The 15,862-nt window shown below is 28.3% G+C and carries 13 protein-coding genes, 2 tRNA genes and 2 pseudogenes; 12 read left to right on the top strand and 5 right to left on the bottom strand.

All coding sequences use genetic code 11. The annotated features are described in order from the left end of the window. Positions 1 to 197 (top strand): annotated as a pseudogene (locus Tmeso_RS16685) (hypothetical protein); the annotation flags it as partial. 59 nt (positions 198 to 256) lie between these two features. Here the strand turns inward: Tmeso_RS16685 and Tmeso_RS01750 are convergent. After that, complete coding sequence (locus Tmeso_RS01750) at positions 257 to 1,153, bottom strand: selenium metabolism-associated LysR family transcriptional regulator (RefSeq protein WP_099187622.1); 897 nt, start codon at positions 1,151 to 1,153, stop codon at positions 257 to 259. 272 nt (positions 1,154 to 1,425) lie between these two features. On the opposite strand from Tmeso_RS01750, the gene Tmeso_RS01745 reads away from it, so the two are divergent. Beyond that, the gene (locus Tmeso_RS01745) at positions 1,426 to 2,565 is read left to right on the top strand and encodes an AlbA family DNA-binding domain-containing protein (RefSeq protein WP_099187621.1); all 1,140 of its coding nucleotides are present in this window, start codon (positions 1,426 to 1,428) and stop codon (positions 2,563 to 2,565) included. A gap of 83 nt (positions 2,566 to 2,648) precedes the next feature. After that, a pseudogene (locus Tmeso_RS01740) lies at positions 2,649 to 3,221 on the top strand (peptide-methionine (S)-S-oxide reductase); the annotation flags it as partial. Positions 3,222 to 3,438: 217 nt separating this feature from the next. On the opposite strand, the gene Tmeso_RS01735 reads toward Tmeso_RS01740, so the two are convergent. Beyond that, positions 3,439 to 3,515, bottom strand: a tRNA-Leu gene (locus Tmeso_RS01735). Between the two features lie 284 nt (positions 3,516 to 3,799). Between Tmeso_RS01735 and polA the strand changes: the two genes are divergently transcribed. The 5 genes from polA (at position 3,800) to Tmeso_RS01710 (ending at position 9,418) form a co-directional block, all read left to right on the top strand. Then, a complete protein-coding gene (polA, locus tag Tmeso_RS01730; RefSeq protein WP_408646035.1) occupies positions 3,800 to 6,448 on the top strand; it encodes a DNA polymerase I in 2,649 nt (882 codons plus the stop codon). A gap of 8 nt (positions 6,449 to 6,456) precedes the next feature. Next, complete coding sequence (gene coaE, locus Tmeso_RS01725) at positions 6,457 to 7,059, top strand: dephospho-CoA kinase (RefSeq protein WP_099187618.1); 603 nt, start codon at positions 6,457 to 6,459, stop codon at positions 7,057 to 7,059. Beyond that, positions 7,052 to 7,591 carry a lytic transglycosylase domain-containing protein gene (locus Tmeso_RS01720; RefSeq protein WP_330400275.1) on the top strand — a complete coding sequence of 180 codons (540 nt, stop codon included), beginning with the start codon at positions 7,052 to 7,054 and terminating at the stop codon, positions 7,589 to 7,591. Before coaE ends, Tmeso_RS01720 begins: the two co-directional genes overlap by 8 nt. Before the next feature lie 11 nt (positions 7,592 to 7,602). Further along, positions 7,603 to 9,144, top strand: a complete 1,542-nt coding sequence (locus Tmeso_RS01715) for an ABC transporter substrate-binding protein (protein ID WP_187296181.1) — start codon at positions 7,603 to 7,605, stop codon at positions 9,142 to 9,144. Positions 9,145 to 9,335: 191 nt separating this feature from the next. After that, a tRNA-Leu gene (locus Tmeso_RS01710) sits at positions 9,336 to 9,418 on the top strand. A gap of 41 nt (positions 9,419 to 9,459) precedes the next feature. Here Tmeso_RS01710 and Tmeso_RS01705 read toward each other — a convergent pair. The 3 genes from Tmeso_RS01705 to splB form a co-directional block, all read right to left on the bottom strand. Further along, a complete protein-coding gene (locus tag Tmeso_RS01705) occupies positions 9,460 to 9,624 on the bottom strand; it encodes a DUF1540 domain-containing protein (protein WP_099187615.1) in 165 nt (54 codons plus the stop codon). Positions 9,625 to 9,782: 158 nt separating this feature from the next. Further along, on the bottom strand, positions 9,783 to 10,220 hold the full coding sequence (locus Tmeso_RS01700; RefSeq protein ID WP_099187614.1) for a YaiI/YqxD family protein: 438 nt from the start codon (positions 10,218 to 10,220) through the stop codon (positions 9,783 to 9,785). Positions 10,221 to 10,332: 112 nt separating this feature from the next. After that, positions 10,333 to 11,343, bottom strand: coding sequence for a spore photoproduct lyase (gene splB / locus Tmeso_RS01695; RefSeq protein WP_099187613.1), 1,011 nt, complete (start codon positions 11,341 to 11,343; stop codon positions 10,333 to 10,335). Positions 11,344 to 11,553: 210 nt separating this feature from the next. On the opposite strand from splB, the gene Tmeso_RS01690 reads away from it, so the two are divergent. From Tmeso_RS01690 to nadC, 4 genes are all read left to right on the top strand, one after another. Further along, complete coding sequence (locus Tmeso_RS01690) at positions 11,554 to 12,507, top strand: ROK family protein (protein WP_099187612.1); 954 nt, start codon at positions 11,554 to 11,556, stop codon at positions 12,505 to 12,507. 288 nt (positions 12,508 to 12,795) lie between these two features. Beyond that, positions 12,796 to 13,698 (top strand): quinolinate synthase NadA, encoded by a 903-nt coding sequence (nadA, locus tag Tmeso_RS01685; protein WP_330400274.1) that lies wholly within the window; start codon positions 12,796 to 12,798, stop codon positions 13,696 to 13,698. 23 nt (positions 13,699 to 13,721) lie between these two features. Then, positions 13,722 to 15,026 (top strand): L-aspartate oxidase, encoded by a 1,305-nt coding sequence (locus Tmeso_RS01680; RefSeq protein ID WP_099187610.1) that lies wholly within the window; start codon positions 13,722 to 13,724, stop codon positions 15,024 to 15,026. Continuing rightward, positions 15,007 to 15,846, top strand: a complete 840-nt coding sequence (gene nadC / locus Tmeso_RS01675; RefSeq protein WP_099187609.1) for a carboxylating nicotinate-nucleotide diphosphorylase — start codon at positions 15,007 to 15,009, stop codon at positions 15,844 to 15,846. Before Tmeso_RS01680 ends, nadC begins: the two co-directional genes overlap by 20 nt. The last annotated feature ends 16 nt before the right edge of the window (positions 15,847 to 15,862 follow it).

The raw sequence follows: 15,862 nt of genomic DNA, 5'->3' as shown, positions 1-15,862 counted from the left end.
GTTATACGAGACTTAAAGGTCTTAAAAAAAATAAAATGCAAGCTTTGCTTGTTTTCACATGTCTCAATTTAAAAAAGTTAGCCCTTTGGATATGGAATAAGTCTCCTGAAAGGCTGTTTTTGAGTATGTTTGTACAAATAAAAGCTATTCCTCATACAATTTATGGAAAAATAAAGAAAAACTTATGCATAGCATAGCTAAGTACATAAGTTTTGTCTTCAAACTGGGCACTCATTAAAATGAGTGCCATTTTTAATTATTCAAAAAAGTTGCTTATATGATCTATGAATTTTTCTTCTAAAGGGGTGTTAATCCTTTTTTTAGAGTATATAAAATAGAATTTTCTTTTAAGATCTAATTCTTTTATTTTATATGATTTTAATGATTTAGAACTAATATCATCTACTATAGATTTATTAGATACGATAGAAAGCCCTATTCCTTTCTTAACCATTTCTTTAGTTGCTTCATTACTTTCTACGTGAGCTAGGATATTAAAATAATCTAATGGAAGATTATTTCTTTTAAGTTCATTTATTATAACTCTTCTAGTTCCTGAACCTTCTTTCCTCATTATAAAATTTTCACTTTTAAGTGAAGAAATACTCACATATGAGTCGTCAGATATAATATCATAATTATAAGGAGTTATTAAAACAAGTTCATCTTTTATTAAATCTGTATACTGTATTTGCGGATTTGGAATTTTTGAACCTACGAATCCGAAGTTTACTTTTTCATTTAATATCTCATCTATAGCATCATGTGAATCATGATGAGTTATAGTGAATTTTACATCTGGGAAATCATTTATAAAAGATTTTAATATATCTGGGAGTATATATGTTTCGGGAATAGAACTTGAGGTTATATCTATAACACCCTCTATTTTTCCCTCGTACTCTTTTAGACTGAACAATGCTTTTTTTCTTGAATTTAGTATTTCAAGAGCGTGAGAATAAAGAATTTCTCCTGGTTCTGTTAAAGATATATTTTTATTATTCCTATTTATCAAGATAGTTCCTAGGTCTTTTTCTAGATTTTGAATATGAGTAGTTATAGTTGGTTGGGTCAAAAAAAGTTCTTTTGCAGCTTTTGAGAAACTTCTATGTTTTGCTATTTCTATAAATGTTTCGAGTTGTTTAAAATCCATATTATCTGCTCCCTTTTGTTAAATTGTAACTAAATTATAACATATAGTTATAATATATAGTTAAACAACATATAGATTTTCAAACTTACAAAATAAAATAGCATGAAGCAAAACTAAAAAAAGGAAATAATATGATTCTAAACGTATAGATAGTATTGATTAATGAAGTAAAATAGCAAATATTTTTAAGAAAAGGAGACCATTAGGACTTCTTGGAGATATGAGCCATGCGTTAGCATGAAGCGAAATTTTGGAATATGAGAGGTGATTAGATGGATAAAAATAAGATATCTAACCTTTTAAAAAAGCCTGAGGGTGCAAAACTTGATTATAAATTGAAGATAAATCTAAATACTCAAGCAGAAAAAAAAGAATTGGCTAAAGATATACTAGCAATTGCTAATACGTATGGAGGACGGGGTTATATAATATTTGGAATTGAGGATAAGACAAAGAATGTAATAGGTGTTCAAAAGGATTCTTATGTAGAGGAAAAAATACAGCAGATATTATCAAATAGAATAGATCCGCCTGTGAATATAAAGATGGAGTATGAAGAGTATGAGGGAAAAATACTAGGAATACTTACAATATTTAAAAGTAACCAAAAACCTCATCAATTAAGACAAAATGGAAGCTTTTATATAAGAAGAGGATCTACTACGGATATAGCTAGAAGGCATGAAATTGCAAGTATGTTTGAGGAAAGTGGAATTATAAATACTGAAATGATGCCTGTTATTGAAAGTGATATGAGTGAAATAGATGAGAAAATAGTACGTATATACTGTAAAAAGATAAATATTAATGAAGATATATCTATAGAACTATTAGAAAATCTAGGAATATGCATAAATATGGAAGATGGAAACTATGTACCTACTTTAGGCGGATTATTGGTATTTGGAAATCATCCTCAAAAATATATAACAAGTTCATCTATAAGAATTATAGAAAATTTAGGGAAAGAGAGTACAACAAAAATATTTCATGGAAATATAGTCTATATGTTGGATGAGGTTGAGCATTATATTAAAAATATCTTGAAAATTTTTAATTATCCTATAGATGCTCTTTATGAATGTATTAGAAATAGTTTGGTTCATAGAGATTATTATGATTTAACAAGAGAGATAGTTATATATTTAGGAAAAGATAAAGTAGAGGTAAATAATCCTGGTGTGCTTATTAGAGGAGATAATATAAATACTATAGTAAAAGAAAAAAATCCATCAAGAAGAAATGATTGGATATATCAAAGGCTATTAATCTTGGATGATAAGATGAGATTTTTAGGAAGTGGAATGGGTTTTAATAGAATAAAAAGTTCTTTTGAAAAAAAAGGTAGTGTTAAATTCATAAACGTTACTAAAAGAAATTTATTTAGAGCTATTCTTCCTGGGGTAAAGTAGAATGAAATGGGTATAATCATATCAAAGGAGTTGATAGCATGATTAAAAAGGCTACTTTTGGTATGGGGTGATTTTGGGGACCTGATGCCCAGTTGGGGTTAATAGATGGAGTCATAAGAACTAAAGTTGGATATAGCGGTGGAAAAGGCCAAAATCCAAATTATAATGATATGATGGATCATACTGAGGTTGTGCAAATAGACTATAATGAAGAAATTATAACTTATGATGAACTATTAGATATATTTTGGAAAAATAACACATGTAAGATGAAATTTAAAAAAGTACAATACAAATCGTTGATATTATATCATGATGAAGAACAAAAAATAAAGGCTTTAAAGAGTAAATTAGAAAAAGAAAAAAATGAAAATTGTTATATATATACTGATATAGAACATATGAATAAATTTTATATTGCGGAGAACTATCATCAAAAATACTATCTTCAGAGTGTAAGAGATGTAAGTGATGATATCAAAAGTTCATGTGAAAATTTTAGTGAATTCGTAGATTCTAAAATTGCAGCTAGATTAAATGGATATATAAAAGGATATGGAAATAGTAATATGTTAAGAGCTGATTTAGAAACTGATTTATTATCAGATAAATCAAAGAAACGACTTATTTCGATTGTTGATGGATATGGAAAATAAAATTCGTATAGTCGCTGCGCACTTACTCATATCGCCAAAGATCCCTACGGGCTCCGCTCTCAAAATTCACATATGTTCATAGCGCCAACGAGTCTTACGATTATATTGCTTAAAAATAGATGTAAGTATAGTTTTCTTAACAAGTCATTCATAATAGAAAAATATTATAATTTCTTATTAAAATAAAAAAGATAGGCATATGCCTATCTTTTTTAACTGGTGCCCGAGGCGAGATTCGAACTCGCAAAACCACGATTTTGAGTCGCGTACGTATGCCAATTCCATCACTCGGGCAAAAAATCCTACAAACAGATATTAACATATATCAAAATAAAATTCAACACATTTTTTAAATCAATCTTATTTATATCTCTTAGCTTTTGTATGAGTTTATTCAAAAGGACGTGTATTCAACTAAAAGTTTAGTAAGCGTACAAACTACAGTTAAACATAAGTTTCACTTTATATAATTTCTTTGTGATTAAAACATATAATAATGATATAATAAGGAGAAACTTAATTCAGGTGGAGTTTGACTCTGTCTGAATTATTTATGTTATTTTTGAATATGGAGTGTGATGAATTTGAGCAAAAGACTTGTTATAATAGATGGAAACTCTTTGATGAATAGAGCTTTTTATGCTCTACCAGATCTTATGAATAAAGAAGGACTACATACTAATGCAATATATGGATTTACTACGATGTTATTTAAGATAATAGATGAATATAAACCAACTCATATGAGTGTCGCATTTGACCTTAAGGCCCCTACTTTTAGACATAAACAGTATGAAAATTATAAGGCAGGAAGAAAAAAAATGCCTGATGAATTAAGAGTTCAGGTTGAGCCGCTAAAAGAATTGTTAGATGCATTTAAGATACATAGACTTGAAATAGAAGGTTTTGAAGCCGATGATATAATTGGAACTGTATCTAAAGTTGCAGAACAAGAAGATTTTGAAGTGATTGTGGTTACTGGAGATAAGGATGCTATACAACTTGCATCTAATAAGACTAAGATACTTATAACTAAAAAAGGGATAACAGAACTTGAAATCTATGATTATGATGAAGTTTTAAAAAGATATGAGTTGACTCCGAATCAATTTATAGATCTTAAAGGTCTTATGGGAGATAAGTCTGATAACATACCAGGAGTACCTGGAATAGGAGAAAAAACTGGTATTAAACTTTTAAAAGAGTTTGAAACAATTGAAAATTTAGTTCAAAATACAGATAAGCTAAAAGGAAATGTAAAAAATAAAATAGAAGAGAATATAGATACAGCTCTTATGAGTAAGCGTCTTGCTACAATAGTAAGAGATATGCCTATTGATATAGATATCGATGAATTAAAGCTTGAAAATTATGATGAACAAAAGATAATAAAGCTTTTCAATTTATTCGGATTTAATAGTTTGATTAAAAGAATAAGTATGGGTAGTGAGGTTGAACAAGACCCTACTATAGATTCAATATTAGTAAGTGATGATAATATTGACTCTATAATAGACGAAATAAATGAAAGAAAGCATATATTTTTAAAATCGGTTACAAAACAAGGAAATATACTAGATAAAAATATTATATATATGTTTATAAGTTTAGATGGAAGTAATATATATTATATAAATGAGGAAAAATTAATATTAAAATTAAAAGATGTATTGGAATCAGAAGATATACAAAAATACGGTTATAAACTAAAGGAAGAGTATATTGCATTAAGAAGTTATGGTATAGCCATCAAAAATATGAAGTTTGATATTGTAATAGGAGAGTATTTAATAGATGCTACAAGTTCTAATTACTTACATGATAACTTAGCAGCAAAATATATGGGTAAGAAGGTAAAAAGTGAGGAAGAACTTTTAGGTAAGGGTAAAAAATCTAAAAAGTTTGAAGAACTAGAAGAAGGAATTTTAATTGAATATTTTAATAGCTTGATTGAGGTTGTTATAGGTGTAAAAAACGAGATGGAAAAAACAATAAATGAATATGAAATGCAAGAACTTTTTTATGATATAGAAATGCCGCTTGTTGAAGTTCTAGGATATATGGAGTATGAAGGATTTAAGGTTGATATTGAAAAATTAGAACAGCTTAAGGAAGAATATTCGATTATTATTCAAAATTTAGAAAAAACTATATACGATATGGCTGGGGAGAAATTTAATATTAATTCACCTAAACAGCTAGGGGTAATACTGTTTGAAAAATTAGAACTTCCTATAATTAAAAAGACTAAGACTGGGTATTCAACTAACGCGGAGGTTCTTGAAAAATTAAGGACTGAACATGAGATAATAGATAAAATATCTGAATATAGACAAATTGTTAAGTTACAATCTACTTATGTAGATGGTCTTTTAAATATAATAAATAAAAAAAGCAAGAGAATTCATTCATCTTTTAATCAAACTATAACTACTACGGGAAGAATATCATCTACTGAGCCTAATCTTCAAAACATTCCTGTAAGACTTGAGATGGGAAGAAATTTAAGAAAGGTGTTCATACCAAATGAAGGATATAGTTTAGTTGATGCAGATTATTCTCAAATAGAACTTAGAGTACTGGCTCACATAAGTGATGATGAAAACTTGATACATGCATTTGAAAGTGGAGAAGATATTCATACAAGCACTGCAGCAAAGGTATTTGATGTTGATATAAAAGATGTTGATAGTGAAATGAGAAGTGCTGCAAAGGCTGTCAACTTTGGTATAGTATACGGAATTAGTGATTTTGGATTATCTAAAAATTTAAATATACCTCCTAAGAAGGCTAAAGAATATATAGATAATTATTTTGATAAATATCCCAATATAAACAAATATATGGATGATATAGTAGAAAAGGCTAAAGCTGATGGATATGTAAGTACTATTCTTAACAGAAGAAGATATATTCCAGAGATAAACTCTAAGAATTTTATAGTTAAAAATTTAGGAAAAAGACTAGCTATGAATACACCTATACAAGGGAGTGCTGCTGATGTTATAAAGATTGCCATGGTGAATGTATATAAAAAGCTTAATGAAGAAAATTTAAAATCGAAGCTTATTCTACAAGTACACGATGAACTTATAATAGAGGCATGTGAAGACGAAATAGGTAAGGTTGAAAAAATTCTGAGAAACGAAATGGAAAATGCTGTTGATATGAAGGTTAGACTTAATATAGATCTTAATACAGGTAAATCGTGGTATGAAACGAAGTAGGTGAGAATATGATAGTAATAGGTCTTACGGGATCAATTGGAAGTGGGAAAAGTACAGTCTCTAATATTTTAAAGAAAAAGAATATAAAAATAATAGATGCAGATGAAATTTCAAGAAAAATATTTGATGACAAAAAAGCTCTTGATGATGTTGTCAGATATTTTGGAAGTGAAATACTTAATGCTGATAATGTGTTAGATAGAAAAAAATTAGGAAGTATTGTTTTCTCTGATAAGGATAAGCTTGAAAAACTAAATTCTATAACTCATCCTATAATAATTAACAAAATAAAAGCCAGTATAGACAAATTTAATAAACAAGGGAAAAGAATTGTTGTATTAGATGCACCTCTTTTAATAGAGGCAAATCTATTAAATTTAGTCGATATTGTACTTCTTGTTACTTGTAATGAGAATATACAGATTGAAAGAATAAAAAAAAGAGACAATATAAGCAAAGAGGATGCTATTTTAAGAATTAAATCACAGATGAGTGTGGAAGATAAGAAGAAATATGCTGATTATATAATAGATAATTCTTATAATCAGCATAAGCTTGAATTAGATATAGAAAAATTTTGTTATTATGTGGAGGAAGCGCATTTTGATTAAAAAGAAATATTTTATTATTTACTCTATTATACTTATTGCTTGTTTAATATTTGGAGTGGGTAGATGTTTAAAAATAGTATATCCTATGCATTACCAAGATTATGTAATCAAATATTCTAATGAATACGACATAGACCCATACTTGGTATATTCTATAATAAAGGCTGAAAGCAAATTTTTTCCTTATGCTGAGTCAAACAGAGAGGCTAAAGGTTTAATGCAAATATCTGATATTACTAAAAATTGGGCTCAAGATGAACTTCAAATGGGTTATATAAATATATTTAATCCAGAGACTAATATTAAAATAGGATGCTGGTATATAAGCAAGCTTTTTAAGCAATTTGATGATACCGATCTAGTAATAGCTGCATACAATGGTGGATCTGGTAATGTAGATAAATGGCTAAAAGATCAAAGGTATAGTAAAAATGGAATAAATCTCCAAAAAATACCTTTCAAAGAGACTAATGATTATGTGAATAAGGTAAATAAATTTTATAAAAGGTATAAAGATATTTACGAGAAATGAGGAGAAAACAAATGAAAAAAATTAAAATTATTTTCCTTTTAATTATAGCTGTATTTCTCTTTGGATGTAGTAAAGATGATACTAATATAGATGAAGAATTGAAAAAAGCTATATTACAAGAGGAAGACTTAACTCCTAAGGATGGTGGAAAAGTAAACATTTCCGTTGTTGAATTTAAAACATTAAATCCACTTTTAAATAATGAAAAGTCCTTAGATCAAGCCCTTAAATTGGTATATGACAGTTTATTTGTATTAGATGAAAATTATAGTATAAAACCAAAGCTTGTTAAAGATTATGTTCTTTCTCAGGATGGAATTAACTTAAATATAAATTTAAAAGATAATATACATTGGCATGATGGAGTTAAACTAACAAGTCAAGATGTTGAATTTACAATAAATCTACTAAAAACATTAGATAAAAGTATTTATAAGCCTCTTGTTGATAACGTATCTAGAGTTGAGATTTTATCTGATACTAGTTTTAATATAGTATTTAATAGTGCATATTCTTTTTCTTTAGAAAATTTTATATTTCCAATACTTCCAAAACATAGATTTAATGGTTTGAGTATGGATGATATGAATATTCATTCGAATAATTTAATAGGATCAGGGATGTACAAAATAGATAAATACGAAAAAAGAAAATATATAGATTTAATAAGAAATGAAGATTACTACGATAAAAAACCTTATATAGATAAGGTGAAGATAGTCATAGTACCTGACAAAGAAGCACAAGAAAGTATGATTATATCTCTTGAAACTGATATTTGCAAAATAGATAAAATAATAGGAGGGGAGTTTCCTTCTAAGAGATTTGACATTAGAAAGTATACAGGAAATGAGTACGAATTTATAGCTTTAAACTTCGATAATCAGTATATACAAGATATAAACTTTAGAAAAGCTTTATTAAATAGTATAGATAGAGTAAAAATATTAAAGGATGTTTATTTAAATAATGGAGATATAGTGGAATTTCCATTGAATAAAAAATCAAAATATTACAATAAAAAACTAAAAAATGTAAAATATGATATAGACAAGGCAAAAAAATATTTAAGCAATATGAACTTAGAGGAAGTTCAGTTTAAAGTTGTTGTAAATCAAGAAAACTTTGAAAGACTAAAGGAAGCTTATTTGATAAAAACTTCACTGTCAGATGTAGGAATTGATGCACAAATAGTAGAACTTTCAGGAGAAGATCTTACAAATGCTATTAATAACAAAGATTATGACTTAGCACTTTTAGGATGGACACTTCCTATTGTTCCAGATCCTAGGTTCAATTTTGATAATAGTTTTACAAACTACAATGATGATAATGTAAATATACTGATTCAAAAGCTTATAAGTTCTAATAGTGAATCTGAAAAAATACAAAATTATAATGAATTGCAGAAATATGTTAGTAACAATATCCCTTTTATAAGTCTTTTGATTAAGGATAAGAACTTAGTTTTGAATAACAAAATAAAAGGTAAGTTGGATTCAAATGAATTTAATATATATAATGGTTTCGAAAATATATATATAAGTGAATAAAAATTTGCTTCGTATTAACGCATAGCTCATGTTACCAAGTTACTTTTCAAAGAAGGTTATCTATAAGTTGAAAAGTATATGATTTATTTAGATGTAAAAAAAGTCGTTAAGAGGAATTAACTTTTAACGACTTTTAAAAATATATTGACTTATGTATGTACAACAATTAAAATGTTATTAAGATTAAATATGCGGATGTGGTGGAATCGGCAGACACGCTATCTTGAGGGGGTAGTGAGCTACGCTCGTATGGGTTCAAGTCCCGTCATCCGCACTAATAAAAAAGACTCTACTTTTAAAAGTAGAGTCTTTTTTTTACTTATCTTTCTCGAAACTTCCACAGTCTGTGCACTCTTGACATGTAGCTTCAGCTTTATGTTTGACAACTTCTATGTGAGTGAGAGTACAGTTGTTGATAGCCTTAGCATGATATCTACATTCAGTAACTGTACATCCTATATTATGGTTTCCTTGATTCATTATAGCACCTCCTATAAAGTCTAATAATAGTATTAACTTTCTAGAGAGATTAATAGCAAGAAATATTTACATTAAAGAATTAAATTTTCCTGGGAAATACAACAAATCATATTATTCAGCTTTATTTAAGAAATTACAACATTAAATTATGATTTTTATTATATTAATGATTCACAAAGCTCAATAAAATTTCTTTCAAACAATTCGTTATCTAATTTTGTTCTTTTTTTTGCACTTCTGGTTCTTTTTCTAGCTTTTCTAGCTTTTTGGGATAAATGTCTTTGAAGAAGTAGCATATCTATATTATCATCAGTATAAATAAGTCCATTTTGATTTATAACATGAGCTTTTTTTGCAAGAACCATGGCGGCTAACCCATAATCCTGTGTAATAATTACATCTCCTTCTTCAACTGAATTTATTAAAGCCATATCTACAGAGTCCTTTCCTTGACCTACTGTAATAATTTGTGAATAATTATCATGTAGAACATGACTTGTGTCTATAAACATCATAACGGCTATGTTAAAGTTTTTAGCAATTTTAATTATTATATCCTTAACAGGACAAGCATCTGCATCAACAAGAATTCTCATAAGTTACTCCTTTGTATATTGTTATAATATAAATTATATCGTATAGATAACGGAATTGATATACTAAAAATAAATATCAGTAATAACCTAGAGGCGTAAGGCTTATTTTTAATTAAGTAAAATACTCTATAATACTGTTTTCGAAATTGCTGTGTATAAGATTTGATATATATTCTTTGAGTTCACTGCTTTTTTCTTTAGGGTATACGTATTTGAATTTGCCATAAGGTCCCCATTTTAGTTGTCTATTTTCTTCGTTAAGATCAAGCTTTGTCTTTGGAAATCTAGTTAATATAAGTTCTTTGGCAGTACTTGTGAATCTATGCTGAATAAGCTCAAAAGTTATAGGACTGTTGTAGTCTTTGAGCTCTTCCTTGAGTTTTAATATTAACTCTTTGTACTCATCCTTCCAATTATCATAAATCATAATGGGAGCAATTATAAATCCAATAGGATAATTACTTGACGCTATTTTTTTAGATGCTTGTATTCTTTCTTCAAAGCTTGCTGTATTGTGCTCAAAGTTATTTATAACGTATCTTGTGTTTATACTAAATCTGAATTTAGTATGATTGTTATGATTTATATTTAAAAAAGAATCTACGTTATCATATTTAGTTATAACTCTAAGTCTACCATTTTCTGATTTTGAGAAAAACTCAATACATTTTTTTAGATTTCCAGTTAAGTATTCAAGTGCAATAGGATCAGTTATACTCCCACATTCAAATGTTGTTATATTTGGAAGGTTATTATCTATATGTGTTTTAATAACATCTAGTATCTCATCTATATTTACGAATACCTTCATAAACGGTTTTTCGCCTTGAGTAGTTTGAAGGTAACAGTATTCACAATGACCTGGACATGAACTTGATAGAGAAAACTGATAGTCGGCAGATGGTTTGCATGGTTTTAATTTTTTTTGTTTGTTAACAGTAAGATATATGGTTTTTTTAGATTTTGAATAATTTTCTAAAGGATTTTTTCCGTTTATTATAACTTTTCTAGATTCTTCTACAGGAACATTGGATTCTTTAAGATTGTTAATACTAAATTGAGTTACATCATATTTTAATGCTCTAGTGTCTACATATGCTTTATCTGGTATAAAATTTTTCATATTTTTCACCTCTTAATTAGTGTTTCAAACTAAGGTTAGATTTATTCAAATTTAGCTTTTTTAGTAATATTAATTACATATTGAAAATTATGTAATTTCCTTTAAAATTTAAAAAATAAAATTTTATATAAAATTCAAATTATAAAAATGTTATAATAATATAAAGTGAATGATTTTGTTAATACATACTAATAAAAGAAGGTGATTTTAATGAAGGATTTATATTGTGCAGTTGATTTAGGTGGAACTAAGATTAATATAGGTATTATGACTAAAGAAGGAGAAGTTCTTGATAATATTAAGATACCTACAGAGGTTGAAAAAGGACCTGCTAATAGTATAAATAATATAAAAAATACTATATATGAATTATTAGAAAGATTAAATTTAAATAAGAATGATTTAAATGGAATAGGAATAGGTTCTCCTGGACCAATAGATAGTGAAAAAGGAATAATAGTTGAGAGTGGAAATTTAAAAGGTTGGAAAGATGTAAAGTTAGTAGAAAAGTTATCTGAAGAGTTTAAAGGAATTAATATAAAGCTTCAAAATGATGGTAATGCAGCCGCGCTAGGAGAATATTTATTTGGATTTGGGAAAGGATGCAAAAATTTTATTTATATAACTGTTAGTACAGGAGTTGGTGGTGGAGCAATAATAGATTCTAAGCTTCAAGTAGGAGCTAGTTCAAACGGATTTGAAGCTGGTCATATGATAATCAACTTGGATGGTAGAAAATGTAATTGTGGAAACGATGGTTGTTTTGAGGCTTATGCATCTGGAACTGCTATAGAAAAAATTGCTTGTGAGAGAATTGTAAATGAAGAAAGCATTATATCTGACCTAGCTCAAGGTGGAAAAGTAAAAGCTCAATATGTATTTGAAGCAGCTAAAAGAGGAGATAAGCTTGCTTTGGAAATAGTAGAAAATGAGGGATACTATTTAGGGGTTGGTATTTTCAATATCATTGCTATGTATAATCCCGAAAAAATAAGTATTGGTGGTGGAGTTTCTAATTGTCTAGAAATGTTTTATGATAAGATGATGGATACTATAAATAGTATGTCTTTAAATTCTAGCACTCAAATTTGTAAAGTAAAAAAAGCCCAAAGGGATGATTGTGGACTTGTTGGGGCTGGAGCTTTAGCATTTTACGATATATAATTAAAAATTAATTTAAAACAAAAACTGACAACCGTTAGGTGTCAGTTTTTTTATTTCCAAGGAAGTTATATGATTTTTAAACTACGAATAACATTGATAAAAGAACTGTACTAGCAAGTATTTTGAGCAACGGAGCCAGTAGGGCTAGTTGGCGACATGAGCTATGCGTTAGCATAAAGCGAATTTTGTGTTGATAAATATATATTAAGGTGGTATAGTGTACATACAAGTGTATATACACCTGTATGTACTAAATAAAAGTTTAAAAATTATATAGAGGTGAGTATGATGAATTCTATAGTTGATGAAATAAAAAAATTGAAAATAGAGAAAAATGCTATTATTTTGGCTCACTATTATCAGAACTCTGAAATTCAAGATATAGCAGATTATGTTGGTGATTCTTACTATTTGAGTAAGGTAGGAGTTGATAGTGATGCAGATGTAATAGTTTTCTGTGGTGTTAAATTTATGGCTGAGAGTGCAAAAATATTATCTCCCAAGAAGACAGTGTTGCTGCCCAATGAAGAAGCTCTATGTAGTATGGCGGTTATGGCTAGAGCTGATGAAATTGAAAAAATGAAGAAAGAATACCCAAATGCTAAGGTATTGTGTTATGTAAATTCAAGCACAGAAGTAAAGGCTATTTCTGATGTATGTTGCACTTCATCAAGTGCTATGAATATATGTAGAAATATCCAAAGTGATGAAATAATATTTGTTCCAGACAAAAATTTAGGATCATATATTCAAGAAAAAGTACCAGAAAAAAGAATAATACTGTGGAATGGATTCTGCTGTATTCACAACAATATAATACCAGAAGATGTTATAAAAGTGAAAGAAGAATATGGAGAAAATATAGAAGTTTTAATCCATCCAGAATGTACGAAAGAAGTTAGAGAACTTGGTGATTTTGTAGGTAGTACAGGACAAATAATAGAGTATGCATCTAACAGTGATAAGAAGGAATTTATAGTTGTTACTGATGTGGGGATATTACATGAACTTAGAAAAAGAAATCCTACTAAGAGATTTTATCCTTTAAATATGGTGTGTAATAACATGAAAATTACAACTATAGGAGATGTGTATAATTGTCTTGTAAGTTTATCGAATGAAATTTATATTGATGAAGGGGTAAGAATTAAGGCTGAAAATGCTTTAAGAAAAATGCATGAATTAGTATAAGTAAATTTTTGGAGGCGTATAAAATGAAAGTTTATGCAGATGTACTTATTGTAGGTACTGGTATTGCAGGCTTATATAGTGCACTTCATTTAAAAAATAGTCTTAAAGTAGTAATGCTTACTAAGGAAAATGTAGATGATTGCAACTCGTATTTAGCTCAGGGAGGTATAGCTACAGCAAGAGATAAATGTGATATTGATAATTATGTACAAGACACTTTAAAAGCGGGTAAATATAAAAATAATGAAGAGGCAGTTAGGATTTTGGCAGAAGAATCTATTGATAATATCAATAACCTTATAAAACTAGGTGTTGAGTTTGACAGAATAGATGGAGAACTTCAATATACTAGAGAAGCTGCTCATTGCAAAAACAGAATAGTTCATTGCAAGGACAGAACGGGTAAAGAAGTATTTAATGTATTATTAAAAAGAGTTAAAGAGAAAAAAAATATAGAAATAATAGAAGAAAGTTGTTTAATTGATATTATTGAGAAAAATAATACATGTTTTGGTGGAATAGCTGTAAAAAATAATGAAGTAATAAATATTCATTCTAAGATAACGATATTAGCTTGTGGTGGTATTGGAGGGTTATTTAAAAATTCAACTAATATAAAAACACTTACTGGTGATGGTATTTCTATAGCTTGTAAGCATAAAATTGATCTTAAAGATATAAATTATATACAATTTCATCCAACTTCTTTATATGAAAAAGGTGGAAATAGGAGGTTTCTTATTTCAGAAGCAGTCAGAGGAGAAGGTGGATATCTATTAAACAACAGAGGTATGAGATTTGTGGATGAACTATTGCCAAGAGATGTAGTTTCAAAAGCTATTTTTATAGAAGAGTCAAAATCGAATTCGGAATATGTTTTCTTAGATATAACTCATAAAAATAGTCAGTATATAGTTAATAGATTTCCAAGTATATATGAGGCTTGTATTAATAAAGGAATTGATATAACGAAGAATAGAATACCTGTTACTCCTGCCCAACATTATTTGATGGGAGGGATTACTGTGGATACGTATTCAAGAACATCAATGAATGGATTATTTGCTTGTGGAGAAGTTAGCTGTACAGGTGTTCATGGAGCAAACAGATTGGCAAGTAATTCACTTCAGGAAGCATTAGTATTTTCTAGAAGAGCATCTATAGTTATAAATGATTATGTAGATGATATAGAGCTTAATAAGTTAGAATCTGATGAAATATATAAATATGTGAATGCAGCAGCTGTTAAGCAGGAAAACGTGAAAATAGCATTAAATGAGCTTATTAAAGTGAGGGGAGACCTAAAAAATGAATTGGTTAATTGTTGATGAAATTATCAAGAATGCATTGATAGAAGACAGTGTTTATGGAGATATTTCAACAAATTCAATATTAAGTGAACATAGTTTGTGTTCGGTACAACTCATAGTAAAGGAAAATGGAGTTATTGCAGGCTTAGATGTTTTCAAAAGAGTATTTGATTTACTAGGAAATGTTAAGATTGAATTTAAGGTTAAAGATGGTGAAAAAGTTGAGAATAATCAGATTATAGCTAATATAAAAGGAAATACAAAAAATGTGCTTACAGGGGAAAGAGTGGCTCTAAACTTTTTACAAAGAATGAGTGGTATAGCAACAATAACAAATAGAATGGTAGAAAAAATATATGGAACTAAAGCAAAACTTTTAGATACAAGAAAGACAACTCCAAATCTAAGAATCCTTGAAAAGTATTCAGTTAAAGTTGGAGGAGGATGTAATCATAGGTTCAGTTTATCGGATTCTGTTATGCTTAAGGATAATCATATACGAGCAGCGGGAGGAATAGAAAATGCTGTAAAGCTTGCAAAAGAAAACACATCATTCGTTAGAAAAATCGAAGTTGAAGTTGAGAGTATAGAAGAAGTTAAAGAAGCCCTATCTGTAGGGGTAGAAATAATAATGTTAGATAATATGAGTATAGAAAATATGAAAGAGGCTGTTAGAATAATTGATGGAAAAGCTATAATAGAAGCTTCAGGTAATGTTTCGATAGATAAAATTAGAAGTATAGCACAAACTGGTGTAGACTATATATCATGTGGCGCCCTTACACATTCGGTGAAAGCATTAGATATAAGTATGAAGAATTTAATAATAGAAAATTAAGATCTCTAAAATTTAG

This window comes from Tepidibacter mesophilus (assembly GCF_002724055.1).
Lineage (GTDB): Bacteria > Bacillota > Clostridia > Peptostreptococcales > Peptostreptococcaceae > Tepidibacter_A > Tepidibacter_A mesophilus.
The sequence above is the reverse complement of the archived record's forward strand: the minus strand, read 5'-3'. Positions and strand labels throughout refer to the sequence as shown.

Coding starts and splice junctions, on each gene's coding strand:
- Tmeso_RS01680 (WP_099187610.1), top strand. CDS start 13,722: ATGAAAGTTTATGCAGATGTACTTATTGTAGGTACTGGTATTGCAGGC.
- Tmeso_RS01715 (WP_187296181.1), top strand. CDS start 7,603: ATGAAAAAAATTAAAATTATTTTCCTTTTAATTATAGCTGTATTTCTC.
- Tmeso_RS01700 (WP_099187614.1), bottom strand. CDS start 10,220: ATGAGAATTCTTGTTGATGCAGATGCTTGTCCTGTTAAGGATATAATA.
- nadA (WP_330400274.1), top strand. CDS start 12,796: ATGAATTCTATAGTTGATGAAATAAAAAAATTGAAAATAGAGAAAAAT.
- Tmeso_RS01745 (WP_099187621.1), top strand. CDS start 1,426: ATGGATAAAAATAAGATATCTAACCTTTTAAAAAAGCCTGAGGGTGCA.
- Tmeso_RS01705 (WP_099187615.1), bottom strand. CDS start 9,624: ATGAATCAAGGAAACCATAATATAGGATGTACAGTTACTGAATGTAGA.
- Tmeso_RS01750 (WP_099187622.1), bottom strand. CDS start 1,153: ATGGATTTTAAACAACTCGAAACATTTATAGAAATAGCAAAACATAGA.
- splB (WP_099187613.1), bottom strand. CDS start 11,343: ATGAAAAATTTTATACCAGATAAAGCATATGTAGACACTAGAGCATTA.
- coaE (WP_099187618.1), top strand. CDS start 6,457: ATGATAGTAATAGGTCTTACGGGATCAATTGGAAGTGGGAAAAGTACA.
- polA (WP_408646035.1), top strand. CDS start 3,800: ATGAATTTGAGCAAAAGACTTGTTATAATAGATGGAAACTCTTTGATG.
- Tmeso_RS01690 (WP_099187612.1), top strand. CDS start 11,554: ATGAAGGATTTATATTGTGCAGTTGATTTAGGTGGAACTAAGATTAAT.
- nadC (WP_099187609.1), top strand. CDS start 15,007: ATGAATTGGTTAATTGTTGATGAAATTATCAAGAATGCATTGATAGAA.